Source organism: Curtobacterium sp. MEB011 (assembly GCF_030209655.1).
Taxonomy (GTDB): Bacteria; Actinomycetota; Actinomycetes; order Actinomycetales; family Microbacteriaceae; genus Curtobacterium; species Curtobacterium poinsettiae.
The window spans coordinates 114,366-130,130 of record NZ_JARVRN010000004.1; the positions used below are offsets into that span (position 1 = coordinate 114,366).

Here is a 15,765-nt window from a genome sequence, read left to right on the forward strand (position 1 = left end):
GCAGGACGCGGTTCACCCGACGAACACCGGTGTTTTGCGGAACGGGCTCGTCGCTAGCGGGCGGCGACGACCTCGCGCAGCAGCGCGGCGGTCTCGGACGGCGTCTTGCCGACCTTGACGCCGGCGGCCTCGAGCGCCTGCTTCTTCGCCTCGGCGGTGCCGGCCGAACCGGACACGATCGCGCCGGCGTGGCCCATCGTCTTGCCCTCGGGAGCGGTGAAGCCCGCGACGTAGCCGACGACCGGCTTGGTGACGTGCGCCTTGATGAACTCGGCCGCGCGCTCCTCGGCGTCGCCACCGATCTCACCGATCATCACGATGGCCTCGGTCTCGGGGTCGGCCTCGAACGCGGCGAGCGCGTCGATGTGCGTGGTGCCGATGACGGGGTCGCCGCCGATGCCGATGGCGGTCGAGAAGCCCAGGTCACGGAGCTCGTACATCATCTGGTAGGTCAGGGTGCCGGACTTCGAGACGAGGCCGATCGGCCCCTTGCCGGTGATCGTCGCAGGGGTGATGCCGACGAGCGACTCCCCCGGGGTGATGATGCCGGGGCAGTTCGGCCCGATGATCCGGGTCGTGCCGCCCTTCGCCTTGGCGTGCGCCCAGAACTCGGCCGAGTCCTGCACGGGGATGCCCTCGGTGATGACGACGACGAGCGGGATCTCGGCGTCGATGGCCTCCGTCACCGCGTCCTTCGCGAACGCCGGCGGGACGAAGACGATCGAGACGTCGGCACCGGTGGTGTCGATGGCCTCGCGCACCGAGCCGAAGACCGGCAGCTCGACGTCGCCGTGGGTGACGGTGGTGCCGGCCTTGCGGGCGTTGACACCGCCGACGACGTTCGTGCCGGCCTTGAGCATCAGGGCGGTGTGCTTCGTGCCCTCGCCACCCGTGATGCCCTGGACGATGACCTTGGAGTCCTTGTTGAGGAAGATCGACATGGTCAGTCCCTTCAGGCCGCTGCGGCGGCGAGTTCGGCGGCCTGCTCGGCCGCATCGTCCATGGTCGCGGCGACGGTGACGAGCGGGTGCGCTGCCTCCGCCAGGATCCGACGACCCTCTTCCACGTTGTTGCCGTCCAGACGCACGACGAGCGGTTTGGTGGCCGCGTCGCCGAGGATGCCGAGCGCGGCGACGATGCCGTTCGCGACGGCGTCGCACGCGGTGATGCCGCCGAAGACGTTCACGAACACGCTCTTCACCTGCGGGTCGCCGAGGATGACGTCGAGGCCGTTGGCCATGACCTCGGCCGAGGCGCCGCCGCCGATGTCGAGGAAGTTGGCGGGCTTCACGCCGCCGTGGCGCTCACCGGCGTAGGCGACGACGTCGAGCGTCGACATGACGAGCCCCGCGCCGTTGCCGATGACGCCGACCTGGCCGTCGAGCTTGACGTAGTTCAGCCCGTGGGCCTTCGCCTTCGCCTCGAGCGGGTCCTCGCTGGCGGTGTCCTCGAGGTCCTTGTGGCCCTCGTGGCGGAAGTCGGCGTTCTCGTCGAGCGAGACCTTGCCGTCGAGTGCCAGGATCTGGCCGTCGCCGGTGCGGACCAGGGGGTTGACCTCGACGAGGGTCGCGTCCTCGCCCTTGTAGACGTCGTAGAGCTTGACGAAGACGTCGGCGACGGCGTCCTGCAGCTCCGATGGGAAGTTCGCCTGCGCGGCGATCTCGAGCGCCGCGGCCTTGTCGATGCCGGTCAGCGGGTCGACCTCGACCCGGGCGAGTGCCTCGGGCTTCTCGACGGCGAGCTGCTCGATCTCCATGCCGCCCTCGACGCTGGTGAGCGAGAGGTAGGAGCGGTTGGCCCGGTCGAGCAGCACGGAGAAGTAGAACTCCTCGGCGATGTCGGCACCCTGGGCGACCATGACCCGCTGGACGGTGTGGCCCTTGATGTCGAGGCCGAGGATGGCCTGCGCGTGTTCGAAGGCCTCGTCCGGGGTCTTCGCGACCTTGACGCCGCCGGCCTTGCCGCGACCGCCGACCTTCACCTGCGCCTTGACGACCACGACGCCGCCGATCTTCTCGGCCGCCGCCTTCGCCTGCTCGGGGGTGTCGGCGATGATCCCCTGCAACACGGGGACGCCGTAGGACTCGAAGAGGTCCCTGGCCTGATACTCGAAAAGATCCACGCTGTTCTTCTTCCCGCACGGTTCGTGCGATCGGCATCGGTTTCCCGGTCGCGCACTCCACATCGAGGGTCGCTCGATGTCGAGACAACGGCCGCCACGCAGCCTAGCGCTGCTCGATGGACGGCCGGTGCACGGATGCCGGAGCGGGCCGGCTCCGACGGGCGTGAGCCGCTGCGCGCATCGCTGGGACCGGCCTCAGGCTCCCGCTCGGCACTGTGGATCGGTGCACCCTGAACTCCGTACCCGCGCCACCGAGGTCTTCGGCTGGAAGCTCCGCCCCGACCAGGAGTCCGTCATCGACGCGGTCCTCGAAGGCCGCGACGCCCTGGCGGTCATGCCCACCGGTTCGGGGAAGTCGGCGATCTACCAGGTCGCCGGCCTCGGCCTAGACGGGCTCGTCGTCGTGGTCTCCCCGCTCGTCGCGCTGCAGGAGGACCAGGTGGTCGGGCTCGAGCATCATCCGGGTGCACCCCGCGCCGTCGCCCTGAACGCCACGAAGAAGGCCCGGGACGTCGCCGATGCCTGGGACGCCGTTGCCGCGGGCCAGGTCGGCTACGTGTTCCTGGCGCCCGAACAGCTGGTGAAGGACGACGTGCTCGAGCGACTCCGCGATGCCGGCGTCGCGCTGGTCGCCGTCGACGAGGCGCACTGCATCTCGTCCTGGGGTCACGACTTCCGACCCGACTACCTGGCGCTCGGCGAGGCCGCGGAGCGCCTGGGCCGCCCACCCGTGCTCGCCCTGACCGCGACGGGCTCCGCTCCGGTGCGGGACGACATCGTCGAGCGGCTCCGCATGCGCGACCCGTTCGTGCTCGCGTCGGGGTTCGACCGACCCGGCATCCGACTCGAGGTCATCCGGCACGCCGAGGACGCCGAGAAGCGCCAGGCCGTGGTCGACCAGGTCGCCGAACTGGACGGGGCCACGGTCGTCTACGTCGCCACCCGCGCCGCGACCACCGAGTACGCCGATGCCCTCGCCACCCGTGGTCGTCGCGCGCAGCCGTACCACGCCGGCATGCGCGTGGCGGAGCGCGAGTCCGTGCACACCGGGTTCCTGGACGGCGACGTCGACGTGGTGGTGGCGACCAGCGCGTTCGGCATGGGCATCGACAAGCCCGACGTCCGGTACGTCGTGCACGCCCACGTCCCGGAGTCGGTCGACGCCTACTACCAGGAGATCGGACGGGCCGGGCGGGACGCCGAACCGGCCGGCGCCACCCTGCACTACCGCGCCGAGGACTTCGGCCTGCGCACCTTCTTCGCGTCCGGCTCCCCCCGGCCCGCATCGGTGCGGGCCGTCTTCGACGCCGTCCCGCCCAGCGGCTCGATCGCCCGTTCCGCGCTCACGGAAGCCTCGGGGCTGTCGGCCCGCACCGCCGGCCGTGCGCTCAACGCCCTGCTCGACGCCGGTGCCCTCCGAGACGACGTCGACGGTGTCTCCCGGATGCCGGACGGCCCCCGGGACGCCGACCGTGCGGCCCGCGCCACCGCCGACCGAGCCGCCGAACGGGAACGGGTCGAGGAGTCCCGCATCGCGATGATGCGCCAGCTCGCCGAGACGACCGCGTGCCGCCGGCAGTTCCTGCTCGGCTACTTCGGCGACGAGCTGCCGGAGCCCTGCGGCAACTGCGACACCTGCTCGTCCGGCACGGCACGCGACGCCTCCGCCCACGTGGCCGACGGTGCGAACGACGCCGTCTGGCCACCGGATGCCCGCGTCGAGCACGCGGAGTGGGGCACGGGCGTGGTGATGAGCACGGAAGAGGACCGCATCACGGTGTTCTTCGAGTCCGCCGGTTACCGCACCCTCGCACTCGCCGACGTCGAGGAACGCGAACTGCTCGAACGCGTCTGACAGCGGCACGGACGGAGCACGGACGGAGCACACCGGCGGCCAGCGCACCAGCGCAGCCGACCCGGGCGGGGAAGGCGCGGCCGCTCGACCACCCGTCGGCGACCGCGCTCCACTCCCCCGAGCATCGGCGATGCTGCCGTGACGGCGTGACCGGAAGGTGACGCCCGGGTGAACACGACACGAAACCGGACAGCCGCCAAGCACCCGCGGGTAGGCAGGAAGCCCGCAACGGAAAGGAACCACCATGAGCGACCCCGGCATCAGCCCCGTCGACGACTTCGACTCCCAGCAGCGTCGCGACGACGACATCGACCGTGAGCACGTCGGCCCGTACGAGGTGGACGAGGCCGAGGAGTCGCTCGAGACCGTCACGAACGACGCGGTCGCCGGTGAGACGGTGGAACCGCAGCCCGGTGACGGCTCCGACGACGGTCCCACCGGCGGATCCCCGCGCGAGGGCTCGCCCGACCTGTGGGAGCAGGACGAGGAGCGCCCGGACCTCGGCGGCGACCTCGGCACGAAGCCGCTCTGACCAGGCTCCCCCGGAACACGGCTCGGTAGCATCGGGCCGTGTTCCGACGAGTCCGTGCCAGCGTCCGCAGCATGCCCTCGGCGGCGCGGCTGCTGGCCGTCGCGGTGATGCTGCTGGTCGCCGCCGCAGCGCACCTCGCCGCCCGCTCGGAGCCCGGTGGCCGCTGGGTCCCGCTGCTCGTCGCCGGCGTCCTCGGCGCGCTGGTCACCGGTTCCCCGACCCGCCTCTGGCCGCTCCCCGCGATCTGGCTCGTCGCGACGCTCCTCGCCCTGACCGGCGACGCGCCCGTCGACCCCGCCTCCACACGGGTCGCCGTGATCGTCGGCGCAGTCGCGCTCCTGGTGGCGATCGCTGTGGACCTGCGACCCGTCCTGCGGGCGCGACGCCGACGGGGTGCGGCGTGACCACCCCACGGCCTGGAGGCTCGGCGCACGACCCGCACCGGGCCTCCCGTCCGTCTCCCGCGCACGTCCACGACCGTCACCTGCGTCGGTTCCTCGCCGACAGCACACCCGTGGCCGCGGGCGGCCGCGCCATCCTGCTGCAGATCGCCGACCCGGTCGTCGCGGCCGGTGTCCGACGGCACTCGGACTTCGCCCGGCGACCCCAGCAGCGGCTCGCCCACACCCTGATGTTCATCTACGCCGTCGTCATCGGCACGGAGTCCGACTCGGCGACCGCGACGGGCTTCGTCAACCACGCGCACGGGCCCGTCGCCGGCGCCGACGACGTCGACCGGCAGCTCTGGGTGGCCGCGACCCTGTTCGACTCCGCCCGGCGGGCGCACGACCTGTTCGGCACGAAGGTCTCCGCTGCCCGGGCCGAGCAGGTCCTCGCCGCCTACGCGCCGATCGCGACCGCGCTGCGGGTGCCAGCGGAGCGCTGGCCGACCTCGGTGGCGGCGTTCGACCGGTACTGGCAGCAGACGCTCGACGGACTGCAGGTCACCGACGACGCCCGCGGGGTCGTCCGTGACCTGCTGCACCCGCGGTTCGCGCCGCTGTGGGTGCGGGCGGCGATGCCCCTCGTGCGCATCGTGACCGTGGGGATGCTGCCGGAACCGGTGCGCACGGCGTACGGCTTCGCGTGGGGGCGGCGCGAGGAGCGGCGCTTCCGGCGGACCGTGCGGGTGGTGGCCGGGGTGCGGTCGCTCGTGCCGCGGGCGCTGCTGCGGGTGCCGGGGCCGGTGCTGCTGCGGGCGATGCGGCGGACCGCCGAGCGACGCAGCGCGGCTGGTGGGGCTGGTGGCGCCGGTGCTGGTGGCGGTGCTGGTGCTGGTGCTGGTGCTGGTGCTGGTCAGCCTGCGAGCACGCGCACGGCGTAGTCCCCCACCATCACGACGTCACCGGGCCGGGCGATGACCTGCGCACCGCCCACGCTGGGTTCCTGGGCACCGGACGCGCGCACGACCACGGTGCCGTTCGACGAACCGAGGTCCTCGACAACCAGGCCGCCGTCACCCGTCGGCCGCATCGCGGCGTGCTCGCGCGACACCGACTTCCCCGGGTCGTCGAGCAGGACCGCTCGTCGCCCCGGCGCGGTCGGGACGCGTCGCCCCACGACCACGGGCTGGTCGAGCGGGACGACGTTGCCCGGGGCGATCTCGAGCACGAGGCGCGGCACGACCCCGATCGTGGGCAGCGGCTGCTCGGTCTGGACGACGGCGTCGGGTTCGTCGTCCGACACCGGGGCAGCGGGCAGCACCCAGGCGCGGGACAGGTAGCCGGCCTGCCGGTCGCGCTCGACGTCTGCACGCGTGACCGCGGGGCGCTTCGGCCCCTCGTCGTCCTTGCGGCGTCGTGCCACGGTGTCCCCCTTCATCATGGAGATCGTTCAGGAATGGTGCGGGCTGCAACGGGATCAAGTATGGTCGAGAAGCGCCGGGGGGCTCCCGGTACTTCACATACGCATCGGGAGGGCATGCGCCATGGCCAATGTCAACGTCACCTACGACGATCTTCGCAACCAGGCTTCGCAGCTTCGCAACGGCCAGAAAGCCATCGAAGACCAGCTGAGCCAGCTCAAGAGCCAGATCGACAACCTCGTCTCGTCGGGCTACGTCACCGACAAGTCCTCGAAGGCCTTCGACTCGACGTACTCGGAGTTCAACTCCGGTGCGACGCAGACGGTCCAGGCCATCGACGGCATGGCCGGGTTCCTCGAGAGCGCGGCGAACACGCTCGAGTCGACCGACGAGCAGCTCGCGTCCAGCATCGGCTGAGACCGGCTCTGAACGGTGGTGGCCGGCGTCTTCGGACGTCGGCCACTCCTCTCAGTATGACCACGTGACACCGGGGGAAGAGGAAGACATTGGCAGGCGGGACTCTGCGCTACCAGGGCGCGAAGATGCAGTCGCTCTGGAGCGACCTGAACGCGGTGAAGAACGAGTTCGACCACGCGGACCAGCACTCGGGTGACGCGGCGGACGCCGTTGGGCATGCCGCGCTTGCGAACCGCATCCGGTCGTTCTCATCGGGGTGGGACAGTCACCGACGCGAACTCAGCGATTCCATCGAGAAGCTCGCGAAGCTCGCACTGAACGTCGATGGCGCCTTCGACGACACCGAATCGGAACTCGTCAAGTCGATTGCGAGCGAGAAGTGAGCGCGCTCGTGGCAGGTCCTACGGGCGATCCCGTTGCCGTTCAGGACATGGCGCAGCGCTACCACCAGATCGCTACCGCGATCAGCGACGCGGCCAGCACCCTCAAGCGACTGGACGGCTCGGATTCGGAGAGCAAAGCGGTCACCGCCTTCCTGAAAAAGGCAGGCGACCTCGCCGACAAGCTCGGGCGCGCCGAAGGCCGCTACTCGGGCACCGGAGACGCACTGTCCGAGTACGCGACGGCGCTCACTACGGCGATCGACGAGGCATCCAGTGCCACTCGGCTGCACGATCAGAGCGAAACCGAAGCGCAGTCCTCCAGCCGCTCCCATGACCGCTACCAGGACCTCGCGAACAGCTCCACCGATCCCGATCAGCAGCAGGAGTACCAGACACTCGCGGACACGCAGCGGTCGCGGGCCGATGGAGCACGAGCAGACGCGACCCAGGCCGCGAGCAGCATGCTTGCCGCCTTGGAAGGGCTCGATACTGCCGCGCAGCGAGCCATAGCGAAGATCGACGACAGCGTTGACGACGGCCTGAACGACAGCGCGTGGGACGACTTCAAGCAGTGGATGAAAGACAACGACGAGTGGATCTCGGTCGTACTGAAGGTCGTGCAGTTCGCGGCGACGGTCCTCGCGATCGCTGCGCTGCTGTTCCCGTTGACGTCGTGGCTCGGAGCCGCCGCGCTCATCCTCATGGGTACGGCGTTGGTAGGCGACACCGCCAAGGCAGCGGCTGGTACCGGTTCCTGGGCGGACGTCGGACTCGACCTGGTCGGCATGGCGACGTTCGGTACTGGCAAGCTCGCCGTGTCGGCTGGTCGGACCGCGGTGTCAGAGGTAGGGATGTCGCGTGTCGGATCGCTCGTCCGAGGCGGGGACGACGTCGCGAACGCCGTCGTCCGGGTGAACCGGAGCTTCGAACGAGTCGCGAGCGAGGGGCTCCGTCCCTGGTACCGGTTCGCCGCGGCCGGTGACGAGGACATCGCTCAGATGGCGCAGTGGCTCAACCGCTCCCGTGTCGGCGCTGCAGGGCAGAGCGCCGAAGCGGTTGCGAAACTCCAGACCTGGATCCGAGTCGGGACCGGCGCGGGGTGGACCGGGATGGCGCTCGACGGGGGCGGATGGCTCAAGGACTACGTTCCCGCATGGAACGACTTGGCCAAGAAGACGACCTTCCGGACAGGCGCAGCGTGGTAGCAGCTGAGGCTGTCGCGAGATCGTACGCGATCGCCCTCCCTGCGGGCTGGATGCACATCCCTGTTCTGGATCGCGACAGCATGCTCGACCTGGTCGGGACCGTAGCGACCGCGCCGGACGAGCCTGGTTGGCGCGCTGCCGTCGGTACCCAGTTCGACACGGCGCTGGCGAGCGACCCGGACCACCGGCTCCTCGACACTTACATGACGCAAGGGCCGATCCCCACCACTGCCATCGCAGCGAACATCACTGTTGCGAAGGTCGAGGTGACCGCTTCGTCCGGGCACAGCCCTGAGGAACTCCTGCTCGCTCGGATGGCGAGAGGTCGTGCACGAGTCAGGTCGGTAGGAGGCTCGGTCTGCGTCGTCGACGATGCTCCACTCGACCCCGATGAGCCGGTGCAAGACGGCGTACAGGTCCTGGCCCGTCAGACGGCGCTGGTCCAGGTGCCAGGCAACGACACGTTCCTGCTGGGGCTGGTCTTCACGGTGGTGAGTGCCGTGACGGACGAGCACGGCCTCGACGCCGTGACCGCCGTGGTGCGTTCACTCACCGAGTTGTTCGATGCGCTCCTCGGGACGTTCCGTTGGCTCGACGGTGACGGCACCGTGATGTCCGCTGCCGACAGGGGACCAGCATGAATTCGCGAATCGCCACCGGAGTCGTGGTCGCGAACGTTGGACCCGAGTGGATCCTCGTACCCGGACGGGAGTCCTTCGCTTCCCCGGAGTTGCTGCAGGACTGGGCCGCGTCCACCGCACGGGCCAAGACACTCGCACGGCCCGAGGCCTTCGAGTGGCTCTCCCTGTCACTCACGGCAGTTGCCGCATCGAGCAACCCCGACGAACTCCGCGCCGTCTACTTGCCCTCCGCGGACGCGGACCTCGCCCTCGTCCGCGTCATCGCTGCCGGTCACGACACCGACACCGGAGACCTGGCTCTGGCCGTCGGGGTCGAAGACCCAGCAGCCATCGAGACCCCGATCGTCGAGCCCTTCACCGCGGCCGGCCTCGGAGAGGGTGTCCGCGCGGTGCGGTTCCACGTCGGGGGCGAAGACCGCTCCGTGACCGGGATCGTCTCGTACGCGTTCGCCGTCGCCGGGACTGTTGTCCGCGTCTCGTACGCCGACGCCGACCTCACCCGACTCACGAACCTGTCCGCGATCGTGGACGACTTCGTCGGAGCGATCACGATGCAATACGGTGAGCCACCGACCAGATGAGCGCGATGAGGAGCGGAATGCAGATCGCAGCCCCGGGGACCCATGAGACGTGGCTTCCCGTCCCGAACGACCTCGGCGGCGCGCCCGTCAAGAAGATCATGAAGTGGGCGCAACCGGCCGTGCGCGACGTCCTCCCCGGTCGCCTCTTCAGCCCGCATCCGAAGCAGATGTTCCTGCAGACGCTGCTGGGGTCGGTCGCGCAGGCAACCGAACCGAACGAGCAGTACTTCGTCCACCTCGCCGAACTCCCGGAAGAGGTGCTCATGGTGCGGGTGCGCTGGGAACCAGCCGAGCAAGACGTCTCCGCACAGCTCCGACGGCTCGTCGGTCCGGGCAACAGCACCGACGTCGAGATCGATGTCGCGGAGCCCGCCGTCATCACCCCAGGGGTTCAGGGGCTGCGCGCCGCGTTGAACCGTGCCGGGGAGCGAGTCGGCTGGGTTGCGGCGTTCGTGGTCGACGGCCTCGCGACACAGCTCCGGATGGAGCTTCCACCAGAATTCATCCCGTCGCTCGAACCCGACGTCGAGTCACTCGCGCGTTCGCTCCGTGCGCAGTAGCGGTACCAGCCGAGGGTGTCGTCGAGGATGACGAGAACGTATCGTTTCCTCGACATCACGGACCGGAAGATGTCTCGTCGGGCGCAGGCCTGGACGCTTGCATCATTGACCGCGTTCGGGCTGATCGCGGTCTGCCTGTGGATCACGTTCCCGACCGACGGCACGCCGGAACGGAGCCGAATTGCCCTCTGGTGCACGTACGGCGCAGTCGGCTTCGGCTACTTCTGGGCCCTGGTCCTCGCCGAGCGGCCTGCTCGTCGGCAATTCCTCTCCGCTTCGTCGACCATCGTCGGCAGCCACATCGTCCTGGTGACGGCCCTCGACTTCACAGTCGTTCCGCCTGGCCGCCGGTTCGCGGTGGCGCTGGAAACGCTCGCGATCGGTCCGGGTCTCGGGATCGGGATCGCCTCGGCCGCGATCGTCGCGCTCATCGTCGTCGGAGCGATCATCATCGCCCTCGTCAGCGCGACCTTCATGTTCATCCAGGCCGCGCGTCTGCCGCGAGCCGACGCGCGTCGACGCATCCGCGCGTTCTCGGCAGCGGGTGCTGTGCTCGGCGGTGCGCTGATTGTTCTCTGCTCCGCCATCGCCCCCGACCCACCGGGCGTCGAGGTATCCCATCCCGGTCGCGGAGCCGGTGGGATGAGATTGGTCTCGCTCTTCCTGCAGTCGTTCGGGATCATCGGGATCCGGCCGGGGTGGTTCCCGATCAGCGTGGTCGTCCTGTTCGTCCTGTCGCTGGTCCTCGTGCTCCAGTTCCTCACGCGCCCGATGTGGCTTCCCCGAGCTGCCGATACCAGGAAGGTGCCCAGGAAATGACTCGACGCCGCAGGCGGAACACGCCGAAGAACCCGTGGTGGTCGTTCACACGCGACGCCCTGATCGTCCTCGCCATCGGCGTCGGCCTGTCGTTCCTCCCCGGCGGCAAGTACGACGTCGGTCCGTGGAACGGGGAGACGGCATGGCTCGTCCGGTACATCTCGTGGGCAGTCGCCGCTGGCCTCGGCGTTGCCATCGGGAGCCGACACATCCGCGGGGCACGGCGGTGATTCTGCGCCCGACGCACGACGTGACCGGCCTCGATTCCTCCACCGCGCCTCCAGTCTGCAATCGGTGTCCACAGGAACGACCGGACCGTGCCTGCCGGACCGGGGAACCTGCGAGAATCAGGCCATGAGCGGCAGCATGACGCTGCGGGGGGCTTCGTCCGACCACCGCGCTGCGACCACGACGACCACGATCTCCGGTGCGGGGCGCTCCACGTGCGCCTGACGTTCACTGCGAGCCACCTTCCGTCGAATGCCTCTGCCGACTTCGTGGTGGAGTGCGACGAGGACACCCTGCTCGGCGAGATCGTCGAGGTCGTCGCCAAGCGGCTCGGCCAGGGAGCCTCGTCGATCGTGGACGTCGCGGTCGACTCCGTCCCGACCACCCCGCACGCGCGCATCGGTGATGGTGTGCTGCTCGAGGGCGCTCGGCTGACGTTCGGGGCACCGGCTCCGGTGCTGCCCCTGCCCGGTGACCTGCCGAGCGTCCGCATCGTCGGCGGTCCGGGTGCCGGCACCGTGGTGGTGCTCGACGCGGGCATCGCCCACGTCGGTTCCGCGCCTGATGCGACGGTGCCCCTGCCGGACCGCACCGCCCCGGAGTACGCCGCGATCCTGCGGCTCGATCTCAACCGTCGGTTCACGATCACCCCGACCGAGGGCTCCACGGTGCTGGTGGACCGCACCGAGGTCGACGACGAGACCCCGGTCGAACCGGGCAGCATCGTCACCATCGGCGACACCCTGCTGTCGGTCGCGGTGCCGGACGCCGACCGAGCGGCGATCACCCTGACCGCCGGTGGCGGCTCGCTCGACTACACCCGGCCGCCACGGCTCCTGCCCGAGGACCACCCGTCCGTCTTCAAGCTGCCGGCCGTGCCGGCGCAGCAGTCGCGGCGCTCCATCCCGATCATCGCGGCGCTGGCGCCGCTCGGCATGGCTGCGGTGATGATCTCGATCTTCCACAACGTCGCGTACCTCGCGTTCGGTCTGATGTCGCCGATCATCATGTTCGGCAACGCCTGGTGGGACCGCCGGAACGGCAAGAAGACCCACAAGCAGCGCGTCGCCGAGTACGAGGAGACGAAGAAGGCGGTCGAGGCGGACGCCCTGGAGGCGGTGGTCCGGTACCAGCGTGAGCTGCGGACGAGCGCGCCCGACCCCGCAACCGTGCTCGACGTCGCGTTGCGGCGTCGTGCCCGCCTGTGGGAGCGGCGCCGGACCGATCCTGACTACCTGACGCTGCGCGTGGGCACCGCTGACGTGCCGTCCGGCGTCGTGCTCGAGGACCCGGCGGCGCTCGAGCACCGTCGTGCGGTCGACAAGCTGGCAGAGGACGTGCCGGTGATCGTCGACCTGGGCGGGCAGGGCGTCGTCGGTGTCGCGGGTCGTGACGAGCACACGCGGCACCTGACGTCGTGGTTCGTGGCGCAGCTCGCGGTGCTCCAGAGTCCCCGTGACACGCAGTTCGTCGTGCTGACTGACGCCCGGTCGGACGATGAGTGGGCGTGGTTGCGGTGGATCCCCCAGGCCCGGCCGGGCTTCGGGCAGGACGCGGTGATCGCGATCGGCAACGACGCCGAGACGCTCGGCGCCCGGGTGGCCGAGGTCGGTCAGCTGATCGATGCGCGACAGCGGGCGATGCGTGAGTCCAACATGCGCGGCATCCCCGGTCCGGACGTCGTCGTCGTGCTCGACGGCGCCCGGCGGCTCCGAGCACTGCCCGGCCTGATCCGCATCCTCAAGGAAGGGCCGGCGGTGGGTGTCCGGGCGATCTGCATCGAGGAAGAGGCCCGGCTGCTGCCCGAGGAGTGCTCCGTCGTCGTCACCGTCGGACCGGAACGCATCCGGGTGGCTGCGCAGCGCCAGGCGACGGTCACCGACGTGCGGCCGGACCGGATCCCGGACGGCTGGTTCGAGACCGTCGCCCGCGCGGTCGCGCCGATGGTCGACGCCGACGACGAGAGCGACGCCGGCGGACTGCCCACCTCGTCGCGGTTGCTCGACGTCATGCTGCTCGAGCCGCCGACGGCCCGTGCGATCACCGGGAAGTGGTCGGTGCGACCGCGCACGACCGAGGTCGTCGTGGGCGAGAGCCTGGACGGCCCGTTCGCGTTCGACCTGCGGAAGGACGGCCCCCACGGCCTCGTCGCGGGCACCACTGGTTCGGGCAAGTCGGAGCTCCTGCAGACGATCGTCGCCTCGCTCGCGGCGACGAACACCCCAGAGGGCATGAACTTCGTCCTCATCGACTACAAGGGCGGGGCGGCCTTCCGCGACTTCGCACCGTTGCCGCACACCGTCGGCATGGTGACCGACCTCGACACGCACCTGGTGGAGCGAGCGCTCGAGTCCCTGGGCGCGGAACTCCGCCGCCGCGAGCACCTGTTGGCCGATGCGGCAGCGAAGGACATCGAGGACTACCTCGACCGCCTCGGTCGTGGTGAGCCGCTGCCGCCGATGCCGCGGCTGCTCATCGTCATCGACGAGTTCGCGAGCCTGGTGCGGGAGCTGCCCGACTTCGTCACCGGCCTGGTGAACATCGCCCAGCGCGGTCGGTCCCTCGGCATCCACCTGATCCTCGCCACGCAGCGTCCGACCGGTGTCGTCTCGAACGACATCCGCGCGAACACGAACCTGCGGATCGCGCTGCGGGTCACCGACTCGAGCGAGAGCACCGACGTGATCGACGCCGGCGACGCGGCCCAGATCCAGAAGAGCACCCCCGGCCGCGGGTACATCCGTCTGGGTGCCGGAGCTCTGCTGCCGTTCCAGTCGGGCCGCGTCGGTGGCCGTCGCCCCGGGCAGTCGACCCAGCGCAAGCAGGTCTGGGCCGGTGCCGTCTCGTGGTCGGCGCTCGGCACTGCACCGCCCGCACCGCCGAAGTCCGAGGTGCAGCACACCGACGAGCGAACGGACCTGCAGGAGCTCGTCGGCGCTGTCACCGCGGCCGCAGCGGAACTCGGCGGTCCGGCTCCCTACCGCCCATGGCTCGATGCCCTGCCGGAGACGCTGCTCTTCACCGACCTGAACGACCGCGCGTGGGAACTCGATGACAGCACTGCCACGGATGCCAGGGTCGGGCCGCTCCCGTTCGCGCTGCAGGACTTCCCGGGCGAGCAGGCGCAGCGGGTGCGCAGCCTCGACCTCGACTCCGACGGGCACCTGTACGTCGTCGGCGCCCCGCGGAGCGGCCGGTCGCAGGTGCTGCGGACGCTCGCGGCGGCCATCGCCCGGAACACCTCGGCCGCCGACGTCCACGTGTACGCGCTCGACTGCGGCAACGGCGCGCTGCTGCCGATCCAGGCGCTCCCGCACGCCGGTGCCGTCGTCCAGCGAGTCCAGACCGAACGAGCCCAGCGGCTGCTGACCAAGCTGACCCAGGAACTCGCTCGGCGCCAGCAAGTGCTCGCCGACGGTGGTTTCGCCAGCATCGTCGAGCAGCGTGCCGCGGCCGTCGTCCCGGCGGAACGCCTGCCGCACATCGTCTTCATGCTCGACCGCTGGGAGGGCTTCGTCGGCTCACTCGGCGAGCTCGACCACGGCGCTCCGACCGACCAGGTGATGACACTGCTGCGCGAAGGCGCCAGCGTCGGGATCCACCTGGTCGTCACCGGGGACCGACAGCTGCTCTCGAGCCGGATGGCCACCCTGGTGGAGGACAAACTCGTCCTCCGGCTGTCGGACCGGGGCGACTACGGACTGGCGTCGCTGAACCCACGCAAGCTCCCGGAGCAGGTCCCCGACGGACGCGCGTTCGCCTCCGAGTCCGCGACGGAGACCCAGATCGCGCTGCTCGCCGCAGCCGGCACCGGGCAGTCGCAGGCCGCCGCCATCACGGCGCTCGCGACCTTCGCGACGGAACGCGACCGAGCCGTCGAACGCGCCCGACGTCCCTTCCGCGTCGACCAACTGTCCGGCCCCGTGCCGTTCGACCGTGCGTGGGAGATGCGCGACGACGACGCCGGCCTGTTCGGTCTGGTCGGCATCGGCGGCGACGACCTCACCGCGATCGGGCCTGACCTGGCCGCGGCCGGTTCGTTCGTCGTCGGGGGCCCCGCGAAGTCCGGACGCAGCGCCGTCCTGCTCTCGATGACCCGTTCGGTCCTGCGCGAGGGCGGCGAGGTCGTGCTCGTGACCCCGCGACAATCCCCCTTGCGCGGGCTGGCGGCGGAACCGGGTGTCCTGGCGGTGCACGAGGGTGCCGATCTGACCGAGGACGACCTCGCACCCCTGTTCGACGGGCAGCCTGGTCGACGCGTCCTGGTGATCGACGACGCCGAGCTCGTCAAGGACGCGCCGGCGAAGAGCTGGCTGCAGGGGTTCGTCAAGCGGGCGGCCGACAACGGTCAGGCGATCGTCGCCGCCGGACTGACCGCCGAGTTCGGTGTCGGGTTCACCGGCTGGCAGGTCGACATGAAGCGCAACCGCTCGGGTGCGCTGCTGAGCCCACAGGCGATCACCGAGGGGGACCTCCTCGGCATGCGCCTGCCACGGAGCAGCATCGTCGAGCGCGTCCAGGTCGGCTCGGCACTCGTGCACCTCGGCGACGGTGCACTCGTGTCGGTGCAGGTCCCCTCCCCGTGATTACACCGGAACAATAATTGTCACACTGACAA

17 protein-coding genes are annotated in these 15,765 nt (G+C 70.3%); 13 read left to right on the forward strand and 4 right to left on the reverse strand.

Features of this window, described 5'->3' with window-relative positions:
* Positions 1-53 precede the first annotated feature (53 nt).
* Complete coding sequence (gene sucD, locus QRN30_RS06160; RefSeq protein WP_042539799.1) at positions 54-941, reverse strand: succinate--CoA ligase subunit alpha; 888 nt, start codon at positions 939-941, stop codon at positions 54-56.
* An 11-nt stretch (positions 942-952) separates the two neighbouring features.
* The gene (gene sucC / locus QRN30_RS06165; protein ID WP_031260265.1) at positions 953-2,122 is read right to left on the reverse strand and encodes an ADP-forming succinate--CoA ligase subunit beta; all 1,170 of its coding nucleotides are present in this window, start codon (positions 2,120-2,122) and stop codon (positions 953-955) included.
* 223 nt (positions 2,123-2,345) lie between these two features.
* Between sucC and QRN30_RS06170 the strand changes: the two genes are divergently transcribed.
* The 4 genes from QRN30_RS06170 to QRN30_RS06185 all read left to right on the forward strand — a co-directional run bounded on the left by QRN30_RS06170 (position 2,346) and on the right by QRN30_RS06185 (position 5,833).
* On the forward strand, positions 2,346-3,977 hold the full coding sequence (locus QRN30_RS06170; protein WP_159557052.1) for a RecQ family ATP-dependent DNA helicase: 1,632 nt from the start codon (positions 2,346-2,348) through the stop codon (positions 3,975-3,977).
* A 244-nt stretch (positions 3,978-4,221) separates the two neighbouring features.
* Positions 4,222-4,509, forward strand: coding sequence for a hypothetical protein (locus tag QRN30_RS06175; RefSeq protein WP_017888156.1), 288 nt, complete (start codon positions 4,222-4,224; stop codon positions 4,507-4,509).
* Positions 4,510-4,547: 38 nt separating this feature from the next.
* Entirely contained in the window at positions 4,548-4,913 is a 366-nt protein-coding gene (locus QRN30_RS06180; RefSeq protein ID WP_152427321.1) for a hypothetical protein, read from the forward strand.
* On the forward strand, positions 4,910-5,833 hold the full coding sequence (locus QRN30_RS06185; protein ID WP_194590012.1) for an oxygenase MpaB family protein: 924 nt from the start codon (positions 4,910-4,912) through the stop codon (positions 5,831-5,833). The genes QRN30_RS06180 and QRN30_RS06185 overlap by 4 nt, the downstream gene beginning before the upstream one ends.
* Here QRN30_RS06185 and QRN30_RS06190 read toward each other — a convergent pair.
* Entirely contained in the window at positions 5,806-6,330 is a 525-nt protein-coding gene (locus QRN30_RS06190; protein ID WP_161598103.1) for an FHA domain-containing protein, read from the reverse strand. The genes QRN30_RS06185 and QRN30_RS06190 overlap by 28 nt on opposite strands.
* Positions 6,331-6,436: 106 nt before the next feature.
* Here QRN30_RS06190 and QRN30_RS06195 point away from each other — a divergent pair, with 106 nt between their 5' ends.
* The 8 genes from QRN30_RS06195 (at position 6,437) to QRN30_RS06230 (ending at position 11,149) form a co-directional block, all read left to right on the forward strand.
* Positions 6,437-6,730 (forward strand): WXG100 family type VII secretion target, encoded by a 294-nt coding sequence (locus QRN30_RS06195; protein WP_042539789.1) that lies wholly within the window; start codon positions 6,437-6,439, stop codon positions 6,728-6,730.
* A gap of 89 nt (positions 6,731-6,819) precedes the next feature.
* Positions 6,820-7,113: a hypothetical protein gene (locus QRN30_RS06200; RefSeq protein WP_071250203.1), complete on the forward strand. Its 294-nt coding sequence runs from the start codon at positions 6,820-6,822 to the stop codon at positions 7,111-7,113.
* A gap of 8 nt (positions 7,114-7,121) precedes the next feature.
* Entirely contained in the window at positions 7,122-8,318 is a 1,197-nt protein-coding gene (locus tag QRN30_RS06205; protein WP_350225047.1) for a putative T7SS-secreted protein, read from the forward strand.
* Between the two features lie 80 nt (positions 8,319-8,398).
* Positions 8,399-8,959, forward strand: a complete 561-nt coding sequence (locus QRN30_RS06210) for a hypothetical protein (RefSeq protein ID WP_175470706.1) — start codon at positions 8,399-8,401, stop codon at positions 8,957-8,959.
* A complete protein-coding gene (locus QRN30_RS06215) occupies positions 8,956-9,540 on the forward strand; it encodes a hypothetical protein (RefSeq protein WP_139179597.1) in 585 nt (194 codons plus the stop codon). The genes QRN30_RS06210 and QRN30_RS06215 overlap by 4 nt, the downstream gene beginning before the upstream one ends.
* 17 nt (positions 9,541-9,557) lie before the next feature.
* Positions 9,558-10,100, forward strand: a complete 543-nt coding sequence (locus QRN30_RS06220; RefSeq protein WP_071250193.1) for a hypothetical protein — start codon at positions 9,558-9,560, stop codon at positions 10,098-10,100.
* A gap of 27 nt (positions 10,101-10,127) precedes the next feature.
* Positions 10,128-10,919: a hypothetical protein gene (locus tag QRN30_RS06225; RefSeq protein WP_194590011.1), complete on the forward strand. Its 792-nt coding sequence runs from the start codon at positions 10,128-10,130 to the stop codon at positions 10,917-10,919.
* Complete coding sequence (locus tag QRN30_RS06230) at positions 10,916-11,149, forward strand: hypothetical protein (protein WP_071250189.1); 234 nt, start codon at positions 10,916-10,918, stop codon at positions 11,147-11,149. Before QRN30_RS06225 ends, QRN30_RS06230 begins: the two co-directional genes overlap by 4 nt.
* A 117-nt stretch (positions 11,150-11,266) precedes the next feature.
* Here QRN30_RS06230 and QRN30_RS06235 read toward each other — a convergent pair whose 3' ends face one another.
* The gene (locus QRN30_RS06235; protein ID WP_267237812.1) at positions 11,267-11,389 is read right to left on the reverse strand and encodes a hypothetical protein; all 123 of its coding nucleotides are present in this window, start codon (positions 11,387-11,389) and stop codon (positions 11,267-11,269) included.
* 27 nt (positions 11,390-11,416) lie between these two features.
* Between QRN30_RS06235 and QRN30_RS06240 the strand changes: the two genes are divergently transcribed.
* The gene (locus QRN30_RS06240; RefSeq protein ID WP_284760656.1) at positions 11,417-15,733 is read left to right on the forward strand and encodes a type VII secretion EssC family protein; all 4,317 of its coding nucleotides are present in this window, start codon (positions 11,417-11,419) and stop codon (positions 15,731-15,733) included.
* Positions 15,734-15,765 lie beyond the last annotated feature (32 nt).